This window comes from Sedimenticola hydrogenitrophicus, from assembly GCF_025175675.1.
Classification (GTDB): domain Bacteria; phylum Pseudomonadota; class Gammaproteobacteria; order Chromatiales; family Chromatiaceae; genus Sedimenticola; species Sedimenticola hydrogenitrophicus.
In genome coordinates this window covers 34,897-53,714 of record NZ_JANIOA010000024.1, presented here as the reverse complement: position 1 = coordinate 53,714, position 18,818 = coordinate 34,897, and the positions used below count along the sequence as shown (strand labels likewise).

Here is an 18,818-nt window from a genome sequence, read left to right as displayed (position 1 = left end):
ACAGATTCAGAATTCTGATCTCCTATCTGTGTAAATCTGCGTTCATCCGTGGTTTTCCAGGGTCCTTTGCCCGCCTTGGGCGGCTCAGGTTGTTGTGGCGCCTTTGAGGCGCTTAGGGCTCGGGTAGGCACGGGGGCCTACCCCTACAGTTTTATTAAGGATCCCTTAACGCCCCCTAACGCGCTCGAATCAGCGGAAATCCCCCCACAGCGCCTGGATGGCGGCGATTGCCGCCAGCGGTGCGGTCTCGGTACGCAATACCCGTGGTCCCAGACGTACACCATTGAATCCGGCCGTGGCGGCCAGGTTCCGCTCCATCTCCGACAGGCCGCCCTCGGGGCCGATCAGCAGGTGGATCCCGCCCCGCGGTGGATCGAGTTCGGGCAGGGAGTGTTCACTCCGGTGATCCAGCAGTAGACCTCCCCGGATCTCCCCGGAGGTGAGCCATTCGGAAAGATCCACTACCTCGTGGCACAGCGGAATGCGGCGCCGGCCCGACTGCTCGCAGGCGGCGATGATCACCTGCCTCCAGTGCTGTAACTTCTTCTCCAATCGCTCGCCGGGCAGGCGCACCACACAGCGTTCGCTGATCAGCGGGGTGATGCCGGTGACCCCCAGCTCCACCGCCTTCTGGATGGCGAAGTCCATCCGCTCACCCTTGGAGATGGCGATCGCCAGCTGGATCTGCAGGGCGGCGGGGGCTTCCGCGGGCTCCAGCCGCTGTTCAATCCGGGCGCCGGTGCTGCGCTTGGTCACCTCGTCCAGGCGCGCCAGGTAGTCGTGGCCGTCACCGTTGAACAGGATGATCTCCGCCCCCGCTTTGAGCCGCAGTACCTGGGTCAGGTGCCGAGCCGGTCCCTCTTCCAGGGTCAGGCTGGCACCTGATTGGAGTGGCTGGCTGGTGTAGATGCGGTGTTGTTGCATATCAGTCCCGTGTGGCCAGATCGATGCCTTCGGTGGCGATGCGCGCCAGTTCCCGGATCTGCTCCGGGGTGATCACGTAGGGCGGCATGAAGTAGGTGACATTGCCCAGCGGGCGCAGCAGCGCACCCTGGCCGAGGGCGTGCCGGTAGACCCGCAGGCCGCGCCGCTCCTGCCAGGGGTAGGGGGTGCGGCTCGCCTTGTCCCTGACCATCTCGATGGCCAGGATCATGCCGTGCTGGCGTACTTCGGCCACGTGCGGGTGGTCGTTCAGGTGGGCCGTGGCCTCGGCCATCACCCGGGCCAGTTCCCGGTTGTTCTCGATCACATCGTCCTGGCGGAATATCTCCAGGCTGGCCAGCGCCACGGCACAGCCCAGGGGGTTGCCGGTGTAGCTGTGGGAGTGCAGGAAGGCGGTCAGGTTTTCGTAGTCGTCATAGAAGGTCTGGTAGGTCCGCTCGCCGGTCAATACTACCGAAAGCGGCAGGTAACCGGCGGTCAATCCCTTGGACAAGCAGAGAAAATCGGGCGTGATGCCCGCCTGCTCACAGGCGAACAGGGTGCCGGTGCGGCCGAAGCCGACGGCGATCTCGTCGGCGATCAGGTGCACCTGATGGCGGTCGCAGGCCTCGCGCAGGCGTTTCAGGTAGACCGGGTGATACATGCGCATGCCGCCGGCGCACTGCACCAGGGGCTCGACAATGACGGCGCTGATCTCGGGGCCGTGTGCGGCCAGCAGGGCCTCCATGTCGGCGCAGCGGCGGACCGAATAGTCCTCCCAGGACTCCCCCGGTTCCCGGGCAAAACAGTCCGGCGAGGGCGCGGTGAAGACCTCCATCAGCAGTGGTTCGTAGGTCTCCTTGTAGAGCGACACATCGCCCACCGCCAGGGCACCCAGGGTTTCGCCATGGTAGCTGTTGGCGAGGGTGACGAAACGGTGCTTGCCCTTGAAACCCAGGTTGCGCCAGCTGTGGTAGCTCATCTTCAGCGCCGCCTCGATGGCCGAGGAGCCGTTGTCCACGTAGAAGCAGCGTGTGAGCCCCGGCGGGGCGACCGCCACCAGCCGCTCCGCCAGCTGGATGGCCGGCTCATGGGAAAAACCGGCCAGCATCACATGCTCCAGCTGGTCCACCTGGGCCTTGAGGGCGGCGTTGATGCGGGGATTGGCGTGGCCAAACAGGTTGACCCACCAGGAGCTGACCGCGTCGATATAGCGGTTGCCGTCGAAGTCCTCCAGCCAGACCCCCTCGCCGCGTCGGATGGGGATCATCGGTAGCCACTCGTGGTCCTTCATCTGGGTGCAGGGGTGCCAGAGTACCGCGAGGTCGCGCTGGGCGATTTGCTGGTTACTGCTCATACAGTGAATACCCGGTTAAAGCATTAGATAGAAGTAACTACTCACGGGGTGATGGGCCTGCCTTGCCGGCCTCACACGATGGCTGGATCAAGATCGGCCAACAAGTCAGGCCAATCACTTGCAGACCGAGTGAGTAGTTACAGATAGAGATAATAACAGTTGTGGTAACTCACGGGGTGATGGACAAACAGTTGAATTTGAACTCCGAAGCTTGAGTTACCAGTTGTGTTCAGGATTTCGTGAACAGGGCAATGAGTGCCGAGAGGAAGAAGTGGAGCAGACCGAGCAGGACCGGAAACAGCCCCCAGCTCTGGCCGGCCAGGATGAGCAGGCCCCCGCTCAGAAACAGCGCCGCTCGCAGGGCGCTGTAGCGGCCGAGCCGCGCCCGCAGCGCCTGCTCCCGTTCACGGTCGGCGGCGCCGGTGATCCACAGTGGCAGCAGATGCGTGGCCGCCCCGGTTACCAGAGGCAGCAGAAACAGCGGGATGAAGGCCTGGGTGGTGGCGGCGCCGGCCGGCGGGCTCAGTGCATGGAGTGCGCCGCTGAGCAGCAGGATCAACAGACCCAGGACGGCAGCGGCCAGCGAGATGGTGGCGCCGTGGAGATGCCAGACCGCCTGCCGGTGGGTGACCAGCAGGGAGTGCAGGAGCCGCCGCAGGGGGGGTAGCCACAACAGCAGCCCGAGCAGGGCAACGGCCGGGGACCCGACCGAGCCGGCCGCGACCAACAGGGTTCCAACGGCCAGCCAGGGCCATTGGCGCATCAGCCAGGTGCCCGCTCCGGGGTCGGCATAGCCGCCGGTGGTGGGGAGCAGGACCCGCAGCGTGCCCAGGGCCGTCAGACCGACGAAGCCCAGCAGGTTCAGGTGCAGATGCAGGCGCCGGAAGGCGCTCCAGTATTCCGGCAGCAGCTGGCCGGCGAGGATGGCGAGCAGCCCCAGGATCAGCGCCAGCAGGGCCAGCTGATACCAGAGCAGTCCGGGATGGGGCCGGCCCAGGGTCTGGCGTCTGCGCCGCTGCATCCAGAGGGAGAGCCAAAGCGCGGCAACCAGCCCGATCAGCGCGGCGAAGGGATAGAGGGAAAAGGAGAAAAACAGGCTGTAGCTGAGCAACAGTCCGGCACCGAGCGCCAGCAGGGCCGGGGCCAGGGCGAGGGGTTCCGCCGTCCGGGTGCGGGTCAGTACCGGCACGAAGTAGGTCATGGCGCCCATGATCAGCGGCATGATGCCCAGGGCGAAGACCAGGTGCAGCGGCGGCGCCGGGCGCAGCGGCAGCAGCTGCGGCAGTATCAGTCCGGAGAAGAACCCGGCCAGGGTGGTCAGCAGCAGAAAAATCAGCAGCGGGTGCAGTTTCACCGTCAATCCTTAATATTTACCTGATCCTGATATCCACAAGGCTCAGTCAGGTTCGAATACCGGTATTAAAGCCGCGAATGAACGCGAATAGACGCAAATAAAAATTAAATCAGTTGGCTGGCCAAAGAGGAGCAGAACGGGTCTCAACCTGAAAATAAACGATCCCCTCCTGGCAAGGAGACGAGGCACTTGGAAATTTACAGAATTCGCGTTCATTTGCGTTCATTCCATCCTTTAGGTCCGTAAACGGCGCATCCTTGCACCACTCCTCGTGGCTAATAATTTCCTAAACTGTGGCTGAGTAGCGTAGGGTGGGTACGTAGTCTGTGCCCACCTTTTTGCCCCGTGCCGCAGCTTCCGCGTGGGCACAAAAAGCGTGCCCACCCTACCAAGTACCTTATATTCTCCGTGTATGCGCGGCTAAATATTCACGCGGGTTCCGCCGGGCCGCAGGTCACTCCGGCAGTCCGAGATTGTGCCAGATCTTCAGGGTGGCAGCGGATTGATTCATGGTGTAGAAGTGCAGGCCGGGCGCCCCCTGCTCCAGCAGCCGCTGACACAGTTCACTGACCACCTCGATGCCAAAGGCGCGGATGCTCTCCACGTCGTCGGCGTAGGCCTCCAGCCGTTTGCGTATCCAGCGCGGTATCTCGGCGCCACAGGCATCGGAGAAACGGCTGAGACTGCTGAAGTTGGTGATCGGCATGATCCCCGGCACGATCGGGATCGCGATCCCCATCTTTTCGCAACTGTCGAGGAAGTGAAAATAGGCGTCGGCGTTGTAGAAATACTGGGTGATGGCGGCATCGGCACCAGCCTCGACCTTGCGCTTGAAATTGTTCAGATCCGCCCGGGCGTTGGCGGCCTGGGGGTGGAACTCCGGGTAGGCGGCCACCTCGATATGGAAGTGGTCGCCGAACTCGCGGCGGATCAGCGCGACTAGTTCATTGGCGTAGTTGAGCTCGCCGCGGCCGCCCGGCCCGGCGCCGGAGGGGAGGTCGCCGCGCAGGGCCACCAGCCGGCGGATGCCCTGCTCCTTGTAGCGCTTGAGCATCTCCACGATCTCCGCCGCGCTGCTGCTGATGCAGGAGATGTGCGGGGCCGCCTCGATCCCCTGGGAGGCCAGCCACTCGACACTCTGGACGGTGCGGTGCTGGGTCGAGCCGCCGGCACCGAAGGTGACGGAGACATAGAGTGGATTGACCCGGGCCAGTTTTTTCACCTGGGTCTTCAGCTTTTCCATCCCCTCCTCGGTCTTGGGGGGGAAGAGTTCGAAGCTGAACAGTTTCTGCTTGGTCTGTTGTGAGTGCATCGGCTTTATCGGTAGCAAAAGGGTGGCCAAACCCGGCCGGCCAGGCGGCGATCCGCGCGCCGGCCGGTGGGTGGTTGCTTAATCAGTAGCGGTAGTGCTCGGGTTTGTAAGGCCCTTCCACCGGTACGCCGATGTAGTCCGCCTGCTCCCGGGTCAGGGTGGTCAGCCTGACGCCGATCTTCTCCAGGTGGAGGCGGGCGACCTCTTCATCCAGCTTCTTCGGCAGGGTGTAGACCTGGTTTCCGTATTCGCCGGTGTTGTTCCAGATCTCCATCTGCGCCAGGGTCTGGTTGGTGAAGCTGTTGGACATGACAAAGCTGGGATGGCCGGTGGCACAGCCCAGGTTCACCAGCCGCCCCTCGGCCAGCAGGATGATGCGTTTGCCGTCGGGGAAGATGATGTGGTCCACCTGCGGCTTGATGTTTTCCCACTCGTACTGTTCCAGGCTGGCGACATCGATCTCGTTGTCGAAGTGGCCGATGTTGCAGACGATGGACTGGTCCTTCATCCGGGCCATATGATCATGCTGGATGACATGGTAGTTGCCGGTGGTGGTGACAAAGATATTGGCCTCGGCGCAGGCCGTGTCCATATTCACCACGCGGTAGCCCTCCATCGCCGCCTGCAGGGCGCAGATCGGATCGATCTCGCTGACCCAGACGGTGGCGCCGAGCCCCTTGAGCGACTGGGCGCAGCCCTTGCCGACATCGCCGTAGCCGAGCACCAGGGCGATCTTGCCGGCGATCATCACGTCGGTGGCCCGCTTGATCCCGTCCACCAGGGATTCGCGGCAGCCGTACAGGTTGTCGAACTTGGATTTGGTCACCGAGTCGTTGACGTTGATGGCGGGGAAGGGGAGATCGCCGCGCTCCTGCATCTGGTAGAGCCGGTGCACCCCGGTTGTGGTCTCCTCGGTGACGCCCCTGATGTTCTTCAGGTTGTTGGAGTACCAGTCGGGCTGCTCCGCCAGGCGGGCGCGGATGGCGGCATACATCACCTTCTCCTCCTCGCTGCCCGGGTTGTCCAGCACGCGAATATCCTGTTCCGCCTTGCTGCCGAGGATCAGCAGGCCGGTGGCGTCGCCGCCATCATCCAGAATCATGTTCGGGGTGCCGCCGTCGTGCCACTCCATGATGCGGTGGGTGTACTCCCAGTAGTCGGCCAGGCTCTCGCCCTTGAAGGCGAATACCGGAATCCCCTGGTCGGCGATGGCGGCGGCGGCGTGGTCCTGGGTGGAGAAGATGTTGCACGAGGCCCAGCGCACCTCGGCCCCCAGCTTGATCAGGGTCTCGATCAGCACCGCGGTCTGGATGGTCATGTGCAGACTGCCGGCGATACGCGCCCCCTTGAGCGGCTTGCTCTCGGCATACTTCTCCTGCAGTGCCATCAGGCCCGGCATCTCGGTATTGGCGATGGCGATCTCCTTGTGACCCCATTGGGCCAGGGAGAGGTCGGCAATCTTGTAATCGGTAAAGCTGTTTTCTGCTACGGCGTTCATGATTAGTCTCCGAAAAAACTAAGCGCCGTTCATGGTTCGGAAACCCCTCCCGAGCCTGGCAGGATGACCTGTTGCAGCGCTTCTCGGGAGGAGCAGTGTTTTGGTCTTGCGGTGTGCTACTGAAGCACCCCTGACCCGTTATATTTCCTGTTTATATCATCTCTCGCAAAGACGCCAAGGACGCAAAGAATTAACCGCTATTCCAAATTTTACGTTCGGTTCGTAGGATGCGGTGAGTGAAACGAACCGCATCAGGACGCTGGCGCCGTTGCCAATGATGGTTGGTGCGGTTCGCAAGCTCACCGGCACCCTACATCCGCAGGATAGGGGGGCAGAGACAAATTCGACTCCGACCCCTAACCCCTCCATAGCTTACAATCCGGCGTCGGCCCGCAGGGCCTCGGCCTTGTCGGTGCGCTCCCAGGTGAACTCCGGCTCTTCGCGGCCGAAGTGCCCGTAGGCGGCGGTCTTCTGATAAATCGGTTTTATCAGGTCCAGCATCTGCAGGATACCATAGGGGCGCAGGTCGAAGTGCTCGCGCACCAGGCTGGCGATCTTCTCCTCGTCGATCTTGGCGGTGCCGAAGGTCTCTATAGAGATAGAGGTGGGCTCGGCCACGCCGATGGCGTAGGAGATCTGGATCTCGCAGCGGTCCGCCAGACCGGCCGCGACGATGTTCTTGGCCACATAGCGCCCGGCATAGGCGGCCGAGCGGTCCACCTTGGAGGGGTCCTTGCCGGAGAAGGCGCCGCCACCGTGGCGCGCCGCGCCGCCGTAAGTGTCGACGATGATCTTGCGCCCGGTCAGGCCGCAGTCGCCCACCGGGCCGCCGATCACGAAGGAACCGGTGGGGTTGATGTGGATATTGTGCTGCGGACACTTGTCCAGCCACGCCTTGGGCAGGACCGGTTGCAGGATGTTCTCCATCACCGCCTCGATCAGGTCGGTCTGCTTGATATCGGGATCGTGCTGGGTGGAGAGCACCACCGCGTCGATGCCGGTGACCACGCCGTTTTCATACCGCAGCGTCACCTGGCTCTTGGCATCGGGGCGTAACCAGGGCAGTACCCGTTTCTTGCGCATCTCCGACTGCCGCTCCACCAGGCGGTGGGCATAGGTGATCGGGGCCGGCATCAGTACCGAGGTCTCGTTGGTGGCGTAGCCGAACATCAGTCCCTGATCGCCGGCGCCCTGTTCCTCCGGTGCCTTGCGGTCCACGCCCATGGCGATATCCCCGGACTGCTTGCCGATCAGTGACATCACGGCGCAGGTGCTGCCGTCGAAGCCCACGTCCGAGCTGGTGTAGCCGATATCACAAATCACCTTGCGCACCAGGTCGTCCAGGTCGACCCAGGCGTTGGTGGTGATCTCGCCGGCGACGATAACCACCCCCGTCTTTACCATGGTCTCGCAGGCGACCCGGGCGTGTTCCGGGTTGGGGTCCTGGGCCAGGATGGCGTCCAGTACCGCATCGGAGATCTGGTCCGCCACCTTGTCGGGATGGCCCTCGGAGACCGATTCAGAGGTAAAGATATAGTCACTCATAATTTATTTCTTCCAGAAAATAGAAAACCCGTCTAGCGTGGGCTAAAGACGGGTTCACAGTAGTCTGTCACTGTTCGCTCGCTTTAGCTGTATTTATTAAGCGCCCGCAATCTGAGTCAAATTGGCGCTGCCTTAAGGCGTCTGGCGGGCTTGACCGATCATAGCGAGTCCGCAGTAGATCTGTGATAAGTCCGACAGGTCCCTAAGGTAGCTTCGGCTTCTGTTAATGTCAATTAATCCACGGTAATGGCTTCCATAAGAATTTTATATCAATGCTGCCATTCTTTTAAGGTAGGATTATGTTCCTTTGGACTTACGCCAACTGATCGGGAGGGTACGACATGGTCTCTCTGCAAACGCCGGTGTGTGAATTCGACCTGCCTGCGATTGGTTTCGATCTGCCCGGGGTGGACGGCAAACGCTGGACCCTGGCCGACTGCCGGGGCGAGAACGGGCTGCTGGTGATGTTTATCTGCAACCACTGCCCCTACGTAAAGGCGGTGCGCGAGCGAATTGTCCGGGATGCCGCGGAACTCCAGGGCCTGGGCATCAACGCGGTGGCGATCATGTCGAACGATCCCGCACTGTACGAGGAGGACTCGTTCGAGAACATGGTTCGGGTTGCCGAAGAGTTCCGCTTCCCCTTCCCCTACCTGCTGGATGAGAGCCAGTTGGTGGCAAAGCAGTATGGGGCCGTCTGTACCCCGGACTTTTTCGGTTACAACGCCGACCTGCGGCTGCAGTATCGGGGCCGGCTGGATGCCAGCGGCATGGGCCTCGCGCCGGAGGGCTCGCGGCGGGAGCTGTTTGAGGCGATGCAACAGGTCGCCCGAACCGGGAAGGGGCCGGCGCAGCAGATACCCAGTATCGGCTGCTCGATAAAATGGCGCGACGGCTAGTAGCGGCTGCCGTTTGGGAAACAAGCCATCGTGTGAGGCCGGCAAGGCAGGCCAATCACTTACAGGCCGGGTGAGTAGTTACTAAATATATTTAAATCAGCATCTTGCATTGTATGTGGGATGCTGTTTTTACCCCTATAAGCGGATCTGGCTTGCCCCCGGCAGATGATGGCGCAAGAATGGCACCCCCCGGGCTGTTTTTCGGGCAAGTCGCCGTCCGCGAGGGCGCCAACGTTGCGGGGGGGGCGCGGTGAGCGGGCCGCGAAAGACCACGAGTTGATAGCCATGAATTGATCGGGAGCGCCCCGCCTGTGGGTGCTGCCCGCCGTCGGTGACCGGTTTTTCCGTACCGCACGGATTACAGAATTACTAAACCATCCTAAGACAGGAGAGAAATATGTCCTCACGCAGAAATCTTGCAAACGCCGTCCGCGCCCTCAGCATGGATGCGGTCCAGAAGGCCAAATCGGGCCATCCCGGCGCGCCCATGGGCATGGCCGACATCGCCGAGGTCCTCTGGAACGACTATCTGAAGCACAATCCGGCGAACCCCAAGTGGCCTGACCGGGATCGCTTTGTCCTCTCCAACGGCCACGGCTCGATGCTGATCTATTCGCTGCTGCATCTCACTGGCTATGACCTGAGCATCGAGGACCTGAAGCAGTTCCGGCAACTGCACTCCAAGACCCCGGGGCACCCGGAGTACGGCTATGCACCGGGCGTGGAGACCACCACCGGCCCGCTCGGCCAGGGCATCACCAACGCGGTCGGCATGGCCATCGCCGAGCGTGCGCTGGCCGCCGAGTTCAACCGTGACGGCCACACCATCGTCAATCACAACACCTATGTGTTCCTCGGTGACGGCTGCCTCATGGAGGGCATCTCCCACGAAGCCTGCTCACTGGCCGGCACCCTCGGCCTGGGCAACCTGATCGCCATCTGGGACGACAACGGCATCTCCATCGATGGTCACGTCGAGGGCTGGTTCCAGGACGATACCCCGAAGCGCTTCGAGGCCTACGGCTGGCACGTGATTGCCGATGTGGACGGCCACGATCCCGAGGCGATCAACAAGGCGCTGGAATTCGCCAAGGCGATGACCGACAAGCCGACCATGATCTGCTGCAAGACCACCATCGGCTTCGGCTCCCCCAACAAGGCCGGCAGCCACGCCTGCCACGGGGCGCCCCTGGGTGATGAGGAGATCAATCTCACCAAGGCGGCCCTGGGTTGGGATCACGCGCCCTTCGAGGTGCCGTCGGACGTCTATGCCGGCTGGGATGCCCGCGAGAAGGGTGCCGCCGCCGAGGCCGCCTGGAACAGCCGGTTCGCCGCCTACCAGGAGGCCCATCCGGAACTGGCCGCCGAATTCAAGCGCCGCATGGCGGGCGATCTGCCGGAAGACTGGGCGGCCAAATCCGCCGAGTTCGTGCGCCAGGTGAACGCCGAGGCGAAGAGCCCGGCTACCCGCCAGGCCTCGCTGGCCTCCATCGAGGGCTACGCCGCGCTGCTGCCGGAGCTGTTTGGCGGCTCCGCTGACCTCGGCTGTTCAAACCTGACCGAGTGGTCCGGTTACCGGCCGATGCGCGCCGAGACCCCCAACTCCAACTACATCAACTACGGTGTACGTGAATTCGGCATGTCGGCGATCATGAACGGCGTCGCCCTGCACGGCGGCCTGATCCCGTTCGGCGCCACCTTCCTGATGTTCTCCGAGTATGCCCGCAATGCCCTGCGCATGGCGGCATTGATGAAACAGCGCTCGCTGTTTGTCTATACTCATGACTCTATCGGTCTGGGTGAGGATGGCCCGACCCATCAGCCGATCGAGCAGATCGCCACCCTGCGGATGATTCCCAACATGGCGCTGTGGCGTCCCTGTGACGCGGTCGAGACCGCCGTGGCCTGGAAGGCGGCGATCGAGCGAAGCGGCGGGCCGAGCTGTCTCATCTTCTCGCGCCAGGGACTGCCGTTCATGGCGCGCAGTGAACAACAGATCGCCGATATTGCCAAAGGGGGATATGTATTGCGTGACTGTGACGGTACCCCGGATGCCATCCTTATCGCCACCGGTTCGGAAGTGGGTCTGGCGGTGGACGCGGCGGCGGAACTGGCCGCCAGCGGCAGCCGGGTGCGGGTGGTGTCGATGCCGGCGGTGGATGCCTTCGAGGCCCAGGAGGCGGAATATCGTGAGTCGGTCCTGCCGGCGGCGGTGACCGCCCGGGTGGCGGTCGAGGCGGGTGTGACCGGTGGCTGGTACAAGTATGCACGCAAGGTGGTCGGTATTGACCACTTCGGTGAATCCGCACCGGCCGAGCAGCTGTTCAAGGAGTTCGGCTTTACCGTTGAAAATGTCGTCAAGGCGGTGCAAGAGACGCTTTGACCTGAATGGTGCCGGGGTGCCGTCGGCGCCCCGGCCGGGAAATCTGATTGCAGTAAATAACAACTTATCTGGAGGTTTTGCTAATGACTATAAAAGTAGGCATTAACGGTTTTGGTCGAATCGGACGCATGGTATTCCGTGCCGCCGTACAGAATTTTGACGATATCGAGATCGTCGGTATCAATGATCTGCTGGACCCCGAGTATCTGGCATACATGCTGAAATACGATTCGGTGCACGGCCGCTTCAAGGGCGATATCGCCGTCGACGGCAATACCCTGATCGTCAACGGCAAGCCGATCCGCCTAACCGCCGAGCGCGATCCGGCCAACCTGAAGTGGGACGAGGTCGGTGCCGAGGTGGTGGTCGAGTCCACCGGCTTGTTCCTGACCAAGGAGACCTGCGAGAAGCATCTCGCCGCCGGCGCCAAAAAGGTGATCCAGAGCGCCCCCAGCAAGGACGACACGCCGATGTTCGTGTATGGCGTGAACCACGAGAAATATGCCGGTGAGACCATCATCTCCAACGCCTCCTGCACCACCAACTGTCTGGCCCCGATCGTCAAGGTGCTGAACGACAGCTTCGGTATCAAGCGTGGCCTGATGACCACCGTGCATGCGGCGACCGCCACCCAGAAGACCGTGGACGGCCCGTCGATGAAGGACTGGCGCGGTGGCCGCGGTATCCTGGAGAACATGATCCCCTCATCCACCGGTGCGGCCAAGGCGGTCGGCAAGGTGATCCCGGAGCTGAACGGCCTGCTCACCGGCATGGCGTTCCGCGTGCCCACCTCGGACGTGTCGGTGGTGGACCTCACCGTCGAGCTGAAGACCGAGGCGAGCTACGCGGAGATCTGCAGCGCCATGAAGGACGCCTCCGAGGGCAAGATGAAGGGCGTGCTGGGCTACACCAACGAGAAGGTGGTCTCCACCGATTTCCGCGGCGAGTCCTGCACCTCCACCTTCGACGAGGAGGCCGGCATCGCCCTGGACAAGACCTTCGTCAAGGTCGTCTCCTGGTACGACAACGAGTGGGGTTACTCCAGCAAGGTGCTGGAGATGGTCCGCGTCATGCAGCAGTAACCAGATCGCCCTGCTCCCGAGCAGGGCCGCTTCATCTAAACACGCAACGGCTTGTGAGAGAGAATCTGACGGCTTGATTGACGGGTGTCCGCGGCCATGGATGGCCGCGGCAAGCCCCCAGGGATGGGTTTACGGCGTCCCGGCAAGCAAGACGGCAGATTCTCGCCCCACACAGTGTTGGAAGATGTCGTCCTGCTGCACCGGGGCCATCGCATGTCCAGTTAAGAGGTATTTGCTGAAATAACCGTTTCATCCAATCCCTTTTGAATAATAAACACGCGTTCCCAGGAGATCCTTTCCATGTCCGTAATCAAAATGACCGATCTTGACCTTGCCGGCAAACGGGTACTGATCCGCCAGGATCTGAACGTGCCTATCAAGGCGGGCAAGGTGGCCTCGGATAAGCGCATCCGCGCCTCGCTGCCGACCATCGAGCACTGTGTCAAGGCCGGCGCCCGGGTGATGCTGATGTCCCATCTGGGTCGGCCCACCGAGGGCGAGTATGCCGAGGAGTTTTCGCTGCAGCCGGTGGCCAGCTACCTCGCTGAGGCGCTGGGCAAGGATGTGCGGCTGGTCAGCGACTACCTGGATACCCCGCCCGCCATGGCCGACGGCGACGTGGTGCTGCTGGAGAATGTTCGTTTCAATCCGGGTGAAAAGAAGAATGACGAGGCGCTGTCGCGCAAGTACGCGGCGCTGTGCGATGTCTACGTGATGGACGCTTTCGGCACCGCCCACCGCGCCCAGGCCTCGACCCACGGCGCCGGCACCTATGCCCCCACCGCCTGCGCCGGTCCGCTGCTGGCCGGCGAACTGGAGGCGCTGGGCCGGGCCCTGGACAATCCGGCCCGTCCCATGGCGGCCATCGTCGGCGGCTCCAAGGTCTCCACCAAGCTGACCGTGCTGGATGCCCTGTCCAAGATCGTCGATCAGCTGATCCCCGGCGGCGGTATCGCCAACACCTTTATCGCGGCGGCCGGCTACAACGTGGGCAAGTCGCTGTACGAGGCCGACCTGATTCCGGAGGCGAAGCGCCTGATGGAGGTGGCGAAGTCCAAGGGCGGCGAGATTCCGGTGCCCACCGACGTCGTCTGCGGCAAGGAGTTCTCGGAGTCCGCCGAGGCCACGGTCAAGCGGGTCGAGGACGTGGCGGATGACGACATGATTTTCGATATCGGTCCGCAGACCGCGGCGCGCTTTGCCGAGCTGATGAAGACCGCCGGCACCATCGTCTGGAACGGTCCAGTGGGCGTATTCGAGTTCGATCAATTTGGCGCCGGCACCCAGACCCTGGGCTTGGCGATCGCCGACTCTTCGGCATTTTCGATTGCAGGTGGCGGCGATACCCTGGCCGCCGTGGATAAGTATGCCATTGCCGATCGTGTCTCCTACATCTCAACCGGTGGCGGTGCCTTCCTGGAGTTCCTGGAAGGCAAGAAGCTGCCGGCGGTGGAGATGCTGGAGTCGCGCGCGGCTGGATGAAGAACTGAGGGGCGGCGTGCGTAGCAGCGGACGCCGGTCCCGGAGATACTATGTTAAGAAGAACCAAAATTCTGGCCACACTGGGTCCGGCCACCGATGACCCCAAGGTGCTGGATCAACTGATCGGCGCCGGTGTGGATGTGGTGCGCCTGAATCTCTCCCACGGTACCCATGAAGAGCACCGGCGACGCGCGGAGATCGTGCGTGACCGGGCGCGCGCCAGCGGCCGCCAGGTCGGTCTGCTGGTGGACCTGCAGGGGCCGAAGATCCGCATCACCGGCTTCCGCGAGGGCAAGGTGTTCCTGGTGCAGGGCGAACAGTTCGTCCTGGATACCCAGTGCGGTCCCCGGGACGGCGACCAGCACCGGGTCGGTCTGACCTTTCCCGAGTTGATCCGGGATGTGAAGCGGGGCGATACCCTGGTGCTGGCCGACGGCGCCATTATGCTCTGGGTCGAAGAGGTGGGTGAGACCGAGATCCGCTGCAAGGTGGAGACCGGCGGCGAACTCTCCAATAGCAAGGGCATCAACAAGCAGGGCGGCGGCCTGTCCGCCCCCGCGCTGACCGACAAGGACAAGGAGGATATCCTGTTCGCCGCGAGTATCGAGGCCGACTACCTGGCCGTCTCCTTCGTGCGCAATGCCGAGGATGTGGACCAGGCCCGGGCGCTGCTGCGCGAGGCGGGCGGCAGCGGCGGCATCGTTGCCAAGGTGGAGCGGGCCGAGGCGCTGGATGTGATCGAGGAGATCATCGCGGCCTCGGAGGCGATCATGATCGCCCGCGGCGACCTCGGCGTCGAGATCGGCGATGCGGAACTACCGGCGGTACAGAAGCGGCTGATCCGCCTGGCCCGCTCGCGCAACAAGGTGGCGATCACCGCCACCCAGATGATGGAATCGATGATTGAGCATCCCATTCCGACCCGCGCCGAGGTGTTCGACGTGGCCAATGCGGTGCTGGACGGCACCGATGCGGTGATGCTCTCGGCGGAGACGGCGGCCGGCCACTACCCGGTGCAGACGGTGGCGGCGATGGGCAAGATCTGCCGCGAGGCGGAGAAACAACTCAAGGTACGCAAATCGCACCATCGCCTGAACAGCGTGTTCGGTCGTATCGACGAGGCGATCGCCATGGCCGCCATGTATACCGCAAACCACCTGGACGTGGCCGCCATTGCGACCTGGACCGAGACCGGCTATACCCCGATGTGGATGTCGCGCATCAGCTCGGGTATCCCGATCTATGCCCTGACCTCGCACGTGGCGACCCGCCGCAAGGTGACCCTGTTTCGTGGCGTCTACCCGGTCAGCTTCGATGTCTCCAACGACAGCGACCAGGATATCAACAAGGCGATTGTCAGCGAGATGCTGCAGCGCGGGGCGGTGCGCAACGGCGACCTGTTGATCATCACCAAGGGCGATACCAGCGGGGTCATGGGCGGTACCAATGTAATGAAGATATTGCGCGTCGGCGAGCACTGCTGAGTCCGTGCTGAGTGATTTCCAGGGATTACCTGATTACAAGACGGACGGGATTTCGTCCGGCGGATTAAACAAATAATTATCTGAGAAGGAGAACATCATGCCTCTAATTTCCATGCGACAGCTGCTGGATTATGCCGCCGATCACCAGTTCGGTATGCCGGCTTTCAATGTCAACAATATGGAGCAGGTGCACGCCATCATGCAGGCGGCGCACGAGACCGACAGTCCGGTCATCATGCAGGGTTCGGCGGGCGCGCGCGCCTATGCCGGGGAAACCTTCCTGCGCCACCTGATCCTGGCGGCCCTGGAGGCCTATCCGCACATCCCCATCGTCATGCACCAGGATCACGGCACCTCCCCGGCGGTCTGCCTGCGTTCCATCCAGTCCGGTTTCTCCTCGGTGATGATGGACGGTTCGCTGATGAGCGATGGCAAGACCCCCGCCTCCTATGAGTACAACGTGGACGTGACCCGCCGGGTGGTGGAGATGGCCCACGCCGGCGGTGTCTCGGTGGAGGGCGAGCTGGGCTGTCTCGGTTCCCTGGAGACCGGCGAGGCGGGCGAAGAGGATGGCATCGGTGCCGTGGGCAAGCTGGACATGGATCAGCTGCTGACCGACCCCGAGCAGGCAGCCGACTTCGTCAAGCTGACCCAGGTGGATGCCCTGGCGATCGCCATCGGCACCTCCCACGGCGCCTACAAGTTCACCAAGAAGCCGACCGGCGAGGTGCTGCGCATCGACCGTATCAAGGAGATCCATCAGCGCATCCCCAACACCCACCTGGTGATGCACGGCTCCTCCTCGGTGCCGCAGGAGTGGCTGGCCATCATCAACAACTACGGCGGCGACATGGGCCAGACCTATGGCGTACCGGTGGAGGAGATTGTCGAAGGCATCAAGCACGGCGTGCGCAAGGTCAATATCGACACCGACCTGCGCATGGCCTCGACCGGCGCGATCCGCCGGCACCTGCACGACGCCCCCTCCAACTTCGATCCGCGCAAGTTCTACAAGGAGGCGACCAAGGGAATGAAGGAGATCTGCAAGGCGCGTTACGAGGCCTTCGGCTGTAATGGCCATGCGTCCAAGATCCGCGCCCAGTCCCTGGAGACTATGTTCGGCCTGTACGAGAGCGGCGAGCTGGACCCGAAGATCAGCTGATCCAGCGGTTCTCCGGTAGAGTGAAAGGGCGCCTTCAGGCGCCCTTTTTTATCGTGGATAGCCGGGGAGCCGCTTGACCGGGCAGGGTGTGGTGGCGGTAGATGCGCATCGCACCAACTCAGCAGGAGGCCCGCTCCGGGCCGATTTTGTCGCCGGTGTGCACGGCGAAACCGGGCAGAGCCGACAAAATAGCGGCCCGGAAGGGTATTTTTCCGTTTTCAGGATTTAGATTTTCACGCTCATGGCATAAACTCCGCTATCAGTGCCCTGGTACCGTCGCAATGTAGGGGAGAGTCGGGATGGTGGTTGCGGGCCTGGAGTGCGGTTGTCAGGGGACGGTCGCGGCATAACAACGAGAATGATAGGAGCGGGATAGTGGGTGAGCACTACAGCGTGATCTATACCGGCCAGCTGCGGCTGGGCACAGAAATAGACGATGCGATAGCGGAGTTTTGTCGCCGCTTCAAGGTGTCCGAGGAGAAGGCCCGGAAGCTATTCACGGCATCTCGTGAGATCACCCTGAAAAAGGCCCTGGAGGAGGCGAAGGCGGAAAAATACCGGCAGGCGCTGGAGGCGATCGGCATGGTCGTGCGGTTGGAGCCGATCAGGCAGGAGTCTGCTCCGAGTGGACTCTCGGCCGGACTCTCATTAGAACCGCTGTTTGATACCGAAAGCCCCACGGTCGCCTCTCTGGATGCCGCCGCGCAGCCTTCCCGCGCACCGACAGCGCCAACCTGTCCCAAGTGCGGCTCGGAAAACCTGGAGCATGACACCTGCCTCAGCTGTGGCATCGTCATCCCCAAGTACCTGGTCCGCCAGGCGGCCGACGCCGAACAGACGAGCTATAGCGAAGCGTCGGCCAGCGCCAAGGATCCCTATGCCGCGCCCCGGGCCGAACTGGTGGGCGAGGCGCAACGCGGCGAGCTGTCCGGTCCGCAGTCCCGGCCGATCGGCCACGGCTGGGCGTGGATCCGGCGCGGCTTCTGGCATTTCCGGCAGAATCCGCTGGCCTGGATCATCGCCCTGGTGGTCTGGGTGGTGCTCTCGGTGGTGCTCAGTCTGGTGCCGTTCATCGGCTCGCTGGTGATCACCCTGGTTTCGCCGGTGATCCTTGCCGGCCTGATGCTCGGCTGCGCCGCCCAGGAGCACGGGGACGATTTCGAGCTCAGCCACCTGTTTGCCGGCTTCTCCTCCAGTGTTGGCCAACTGATGCTGGTCGGGCTGCTCTACCTGATCGGCGTTATCGCCCTTACCTTTGTGCTGGGCATGGTTGGCGGCGGGATGCTGATCGGCATGCTGGGGGGGATGGATGCGATGCAGAATGCCGATCCCGGTGCCATTGCATCGGCCATGGGCGTCGGCTCGGTGCTGCTGCTGATACTGGTGGGTCTCGGTCTCTCCATTCCGCTGATGATGGCCTACTGGTTCGCCCCCGCCCTGATCGCCATGGAGGGGATGTCGGCCCTCAGTGCCATGAAACTGAGCTTCTCCGGCTGTGTCCGCAACATCCTGCCGTTCCTGCTGTATGGTGTTGTGGGCCTGGTCCTGTTTTTCCTCGGCGCCCTGCCCGTGGGCCTCGGCCTGCTGGTGGTGATGCCGGTGATGACCGCCTCCATGTATACTGCCTATCGCGATATCTACTACCAATGAATGCCGTTTAATGCTGGATACCACCCGCCGTTATGAGACCCCTGAGGGGATCGCCCTGGGCCTGCGCATTGCCGGACCGGTGGTGCGCAGCTGCGCCTGGGCCATCGACATGCTGATCCGCGCCGGTCTCTATCTGGCCATCGCCATCCCCTTCTCGTTCCTCGGTGGCCTGGGGTTCGGCCTCAGCCTGGTGGTGTTCTTTCTCATCGAATGGTTCTATCCGGTGTTCTTCGAGCTGCGCCAGGGCGCCACGCCGGGCAAGAAGGCGATGGGGCTGGAGGTGATCCAGGATAACGGCACGCCGGTATCCTGGTCCGCCTCACTGCTCAGGAATCTGTTGCGGGCGGCCGATTTCCTGCCTTTTCTGTATGCCGCCGGGCTGGCCTCCATGCTGCTGAACCGCAATTTCCAGCGCCTGGGCGACCTCGCCGCCGGCACCCTGGTGGTGTATCGGGACAAGGCCACTCAGCGCCACGAGTTGCCGGAGGTGACCCCCATTCATCCGCCCCAGCCGTTGACCCGCGAGGAGCAGCGGACCCTGCTGGCCTTTGCCGAACGCACACCGCTGTTGACCGCGGAACGGCAGGTCGAGCTGGCCGAGATCCTCTCCGCCCTGAGCGGCCGGCAGGGGACGGCGGCGGTGACCGAACTGCACGCCTACGCCAGCTGGCTGGCGCAGGGGCGCTAGC

At 62.8% G+C, this 18,818-nt stretch carries 14 protein-coding genes and 1 riboswitch; of the genes, 8 read left to right on the top strand and 6 right to left on the bottom strand.

Annotation, left to right across the window (positions count from 1 at the left end; translation table 11 throughout):
* Positions 1 to 189: 189 nt before the first annotated feature.
* The 6 genes from NPX02_RS13625 to metK all read right to left on the bottom strand — a co-directional run bounded on the left by NPX02_RS13625 (position 190) and on the right by metK (position 7,987).
* Positions 190 to 924, bottom strand: coding sequence for a 16S rRNA (uracil(1498)-N(3))-methyltransferase (locus tag NPX02_RS13625; RefSeq protein WP_260294294.1), 735 nt, complete (start codon positions 922 to 924; stop codon positions 190 to 192).
* Between the two features lies 1 nt (position 925).
* On the bottom strand, positions 926 to 2,278 hold the full coding sequence (locus NPX02_RS13620; protein ID WP_260294293.1) for an adenosylmethionine--8-amino-7-oxononanoate transaminase: 1,353 nt from the start codon (positions 2,276 to 2,278) through the stop codon (positions 926 to 928).
* Between the two features lie 229 nt (positions 2,279 to 2,507).
* Positions 2,508 to 3,632, bottom strand: coding sequence for a hypothetical protein (locus NPX02_RS13615; RefSeq protein ID WP_260294292.1), 1,125 nt, complete (start codon positions 3,630 to 3,632; stop codon positions 2,508 to 2,510).
* Positions 3,633 to 4,086: 454 nt separating this feature from the next.
* Entirely contained in the window at positions 4,087 to 4,944 is an 858-nt protein-coding gene (gene metF / locus NPX02_RS13610; protein ID WP_260294291.1) for a methylenetetrahydrofolate reductase [NAD(P)H], read from the bottom strand.
* A gap of 82 nt (positions 4,945 to 5,026) precedes the next feature.
* Complete coding sequence (gene ahcY, locus NPX02_RS13605) at positions 5,027 to 6,442, bottom strand: adenosylhomocysteinase (RefSeq protein ID WP_260294290.1); 1,416 nt, start codon at positions 6,440 to 6,442, stop codon at positions 5,027 to 5,029.
* 13 nt (positions 6,443 to 6,455) lie between these two features.
* A riboswitch (S-adenosyl-L-homocysteine riboswitch) is annotated at positions 6,456 to 6,533 on the bottom strand.
* A 281-nt stretch (positions 6,534 to 6,814) separates the two neighbouring features.
* Entirely contained in the window at positions 6,815 to 7,987 is a 1,173-nt protein-coding gene (metK, locus tag NPX02_RS13600) for a methionine adenosyltransferase (protein ID WP_260294289.1), read from the bottom strand.
* 341 nt (positions 7,988 to 8,328) lie between these two features.
* Here metK and NPX02_RS13595 point away from each other — a divergent pair, with 341 nt between their 5' ends.
* The 8 genes from NPX02_RS13595 (at position 8,329) to NPX02_RS13560 (ending at position 18,817) form a co-directional block, all read left to right on the top strand.
* The gene (locus NPX02_RS13595) at positions 8,329 to 8,886 is read left to right on the top strand and encodes a thioredoxin family protein (RefSeq protein ID WP_260294288.1); all 558 of its coding nucleotides are present in this window, start codon (positions 8,329 to 8,331) and stop codon (positions 8,884 to 8,886) included.
* Between the two features lie 397 nt (positions 8,887 to 9,283).
* Complete coding sequence (gene tkt, locus NPX02_RS13590) at positions 9,284 to 11,269, top strand: transketolase (protein ID WP_260294287.1); 1,986 nt, start codon at positions 9,284 to 9,286, stop codon at positions 11,267 to 11,269.
* An 83-nt stretch (positions 11,270 to 11,352) separates the two neighbouring features.
* Positions 11,353 to 12,351, top strand: coding sequence for a type I glyceraldehyde-3-phosphate dehydrogenase (gene gap / locus NPX02_RS13585; RefSeq protein ID WP_260294286.1), 999 nt, complete (start codon positions 11,353 to 11,355; stop codon positions 12,349 to 12,351).
* 300 nt (positions 12,352 to 12,651) lie between these two features.
* A complete protein-coding gene (locus NPX02_RS13580; RefSeq protein ID WP_260294285.1) occupies positions 12,652 to 13,833 on the top strand; it encodes a phosphoglycerate kinase in 1,182 nt (393 codons plus the stop codon).
* 50 nt (positions 13,834 to 13,883) lie between these two features.
* A complete protein-coding gene (gene pyk, locus NPX02_RS13575) occupies positions 13,884 to 15,317 on the top strand; it encodes a pyruvate kinase (protein ID WP_260294284.1) in 1,434 nt (477 codons plus the stop codon).
* A gap of 97 nt (positions 15,318 to 15,414) precedes the next feature.
* The gene (gene fba, locus NPX02_RS13570) at positions 15,415 to 16,479 is read left to right on the top strand and encodes a class II fructose-bisphosphate aldolase (protein ID WP_260294283.1); all 1,065 of its coding nucleotides are present in this window, start codon (positions 15,415 to 15,417) and stop codon (positions 16,477 to 16,479) included.
* Between the two features lie 375 nt (positions 16,480 to 16,854).
* Complete coding sequence (locus tag NPX02_RS13565; RefSeq protein ID WP_260294282.1) at positions 16,855 to 18,129, top strand: BPSS1780 family membrane protein; 1,275 nt, start codon at positions 16,855 to 16,857, stop codon at positions 18,127 to 18,129.
* A 10-nt stretch (positions 18,130 to 18,139) separates the two neighbouring features.
* Positions 18,140 to 18,817 carry an RDD family protein gene (locus NPX02_RS13560; RefSeq protein WP_260294279.1) on the top strand — a complete coding sequence of 226 codons (678 nt, stop codon included), beginning with the start codon at positions 18,140 to 18,142 and terminating at the stop codon, positions 18,815 to 18,817.
* Position 18,818: the final 1 nt, after the last annotated feature.

Excerpts from the sequence above, each read along its gene's own strand:
- gap (WP_260294286.1), top strand. The coding sequence starts at position 11,353 with ATGACTATAAAAGTAGGCATTAACGGTTTTGGTCGAATCGGACGCATG.
- NPX02_RS13620 (WP_260294293.1), bottom strand. The coding sequence starts at position 2,278 with ATGAGCAGTAACCAGCAAATCGCCCAGCGCGACCTCGCGGTACTCTGG.
- NPX02_RS13560 (WP_260294279.1), top strand. The coding sequence starts at position 18,140 with ATGCTGGATACCACCCGCCGTTATGAGACCCCTGAGGGGATCGCCCTG.
- NPX02_RS13595 (WP_260294288.1), top strand. The coding sequence starts at position 8,329 with ATGGTCTCTCTGCAAACGCCGGTGTGTGAATTCGACCTGCCTGCGATT.
- metK (WP_260294289.1), bottom strand. The coding sequence starts at position 7,987 with ATGAGTGACTATATCTTTACCTCTGAATCGGTCTCCGAGGGCCATCCC.
- fba (WP_260294283.1), top strand. The coding sequence starts at position 15,415 with ATGCCTCTAATTTCCATGCGACAGCTGCTGGATTATGCCGCCGATCAC.
- pyk (WP_260294284.1), top strand. The coding sequence starts at position 13,884 with ATGTTAAGAAGAACCAAAATTCTGGCCACACTGGGTCCGGCCACCGAT.
- metF (WP_260294291.1), bottom strand. The coding sequence starts at position 4,944 with ATGCACTCACAACAGACCAAGCAGAAACTGTTCAGCTTCGAACTCTTC.
- NPX02_RS13625 (WP_260294294.1), bottom strand. The coding sequence starts at position 924 with ATGCAACAACACCGCATCTACACCAGCCAGCCACTCCAATCAGGTGCC.
- ahcY (WP_260294290.1), bottom strand. The coding sequence starts at position 6,442 with ATGAACGCCGTAGCAGAAAACAGCTTTACCGATTACAAGATTGCCGAC.
- tkt (WP_260294287.1), top strand. The coding sequence starts at position 9,284 with ATGTCCTCACGCAGAAATCTTGCAAACGCCGTCCGCGCCCTCAGCATG.
- NPX02_RS13580 (WP_260294285.1), top strand. The coding sequence starts at position 12,652 with ATGTCCGTAATCAAAATGACCGATCTTGACCTTGCCGGCAAACGGGTA.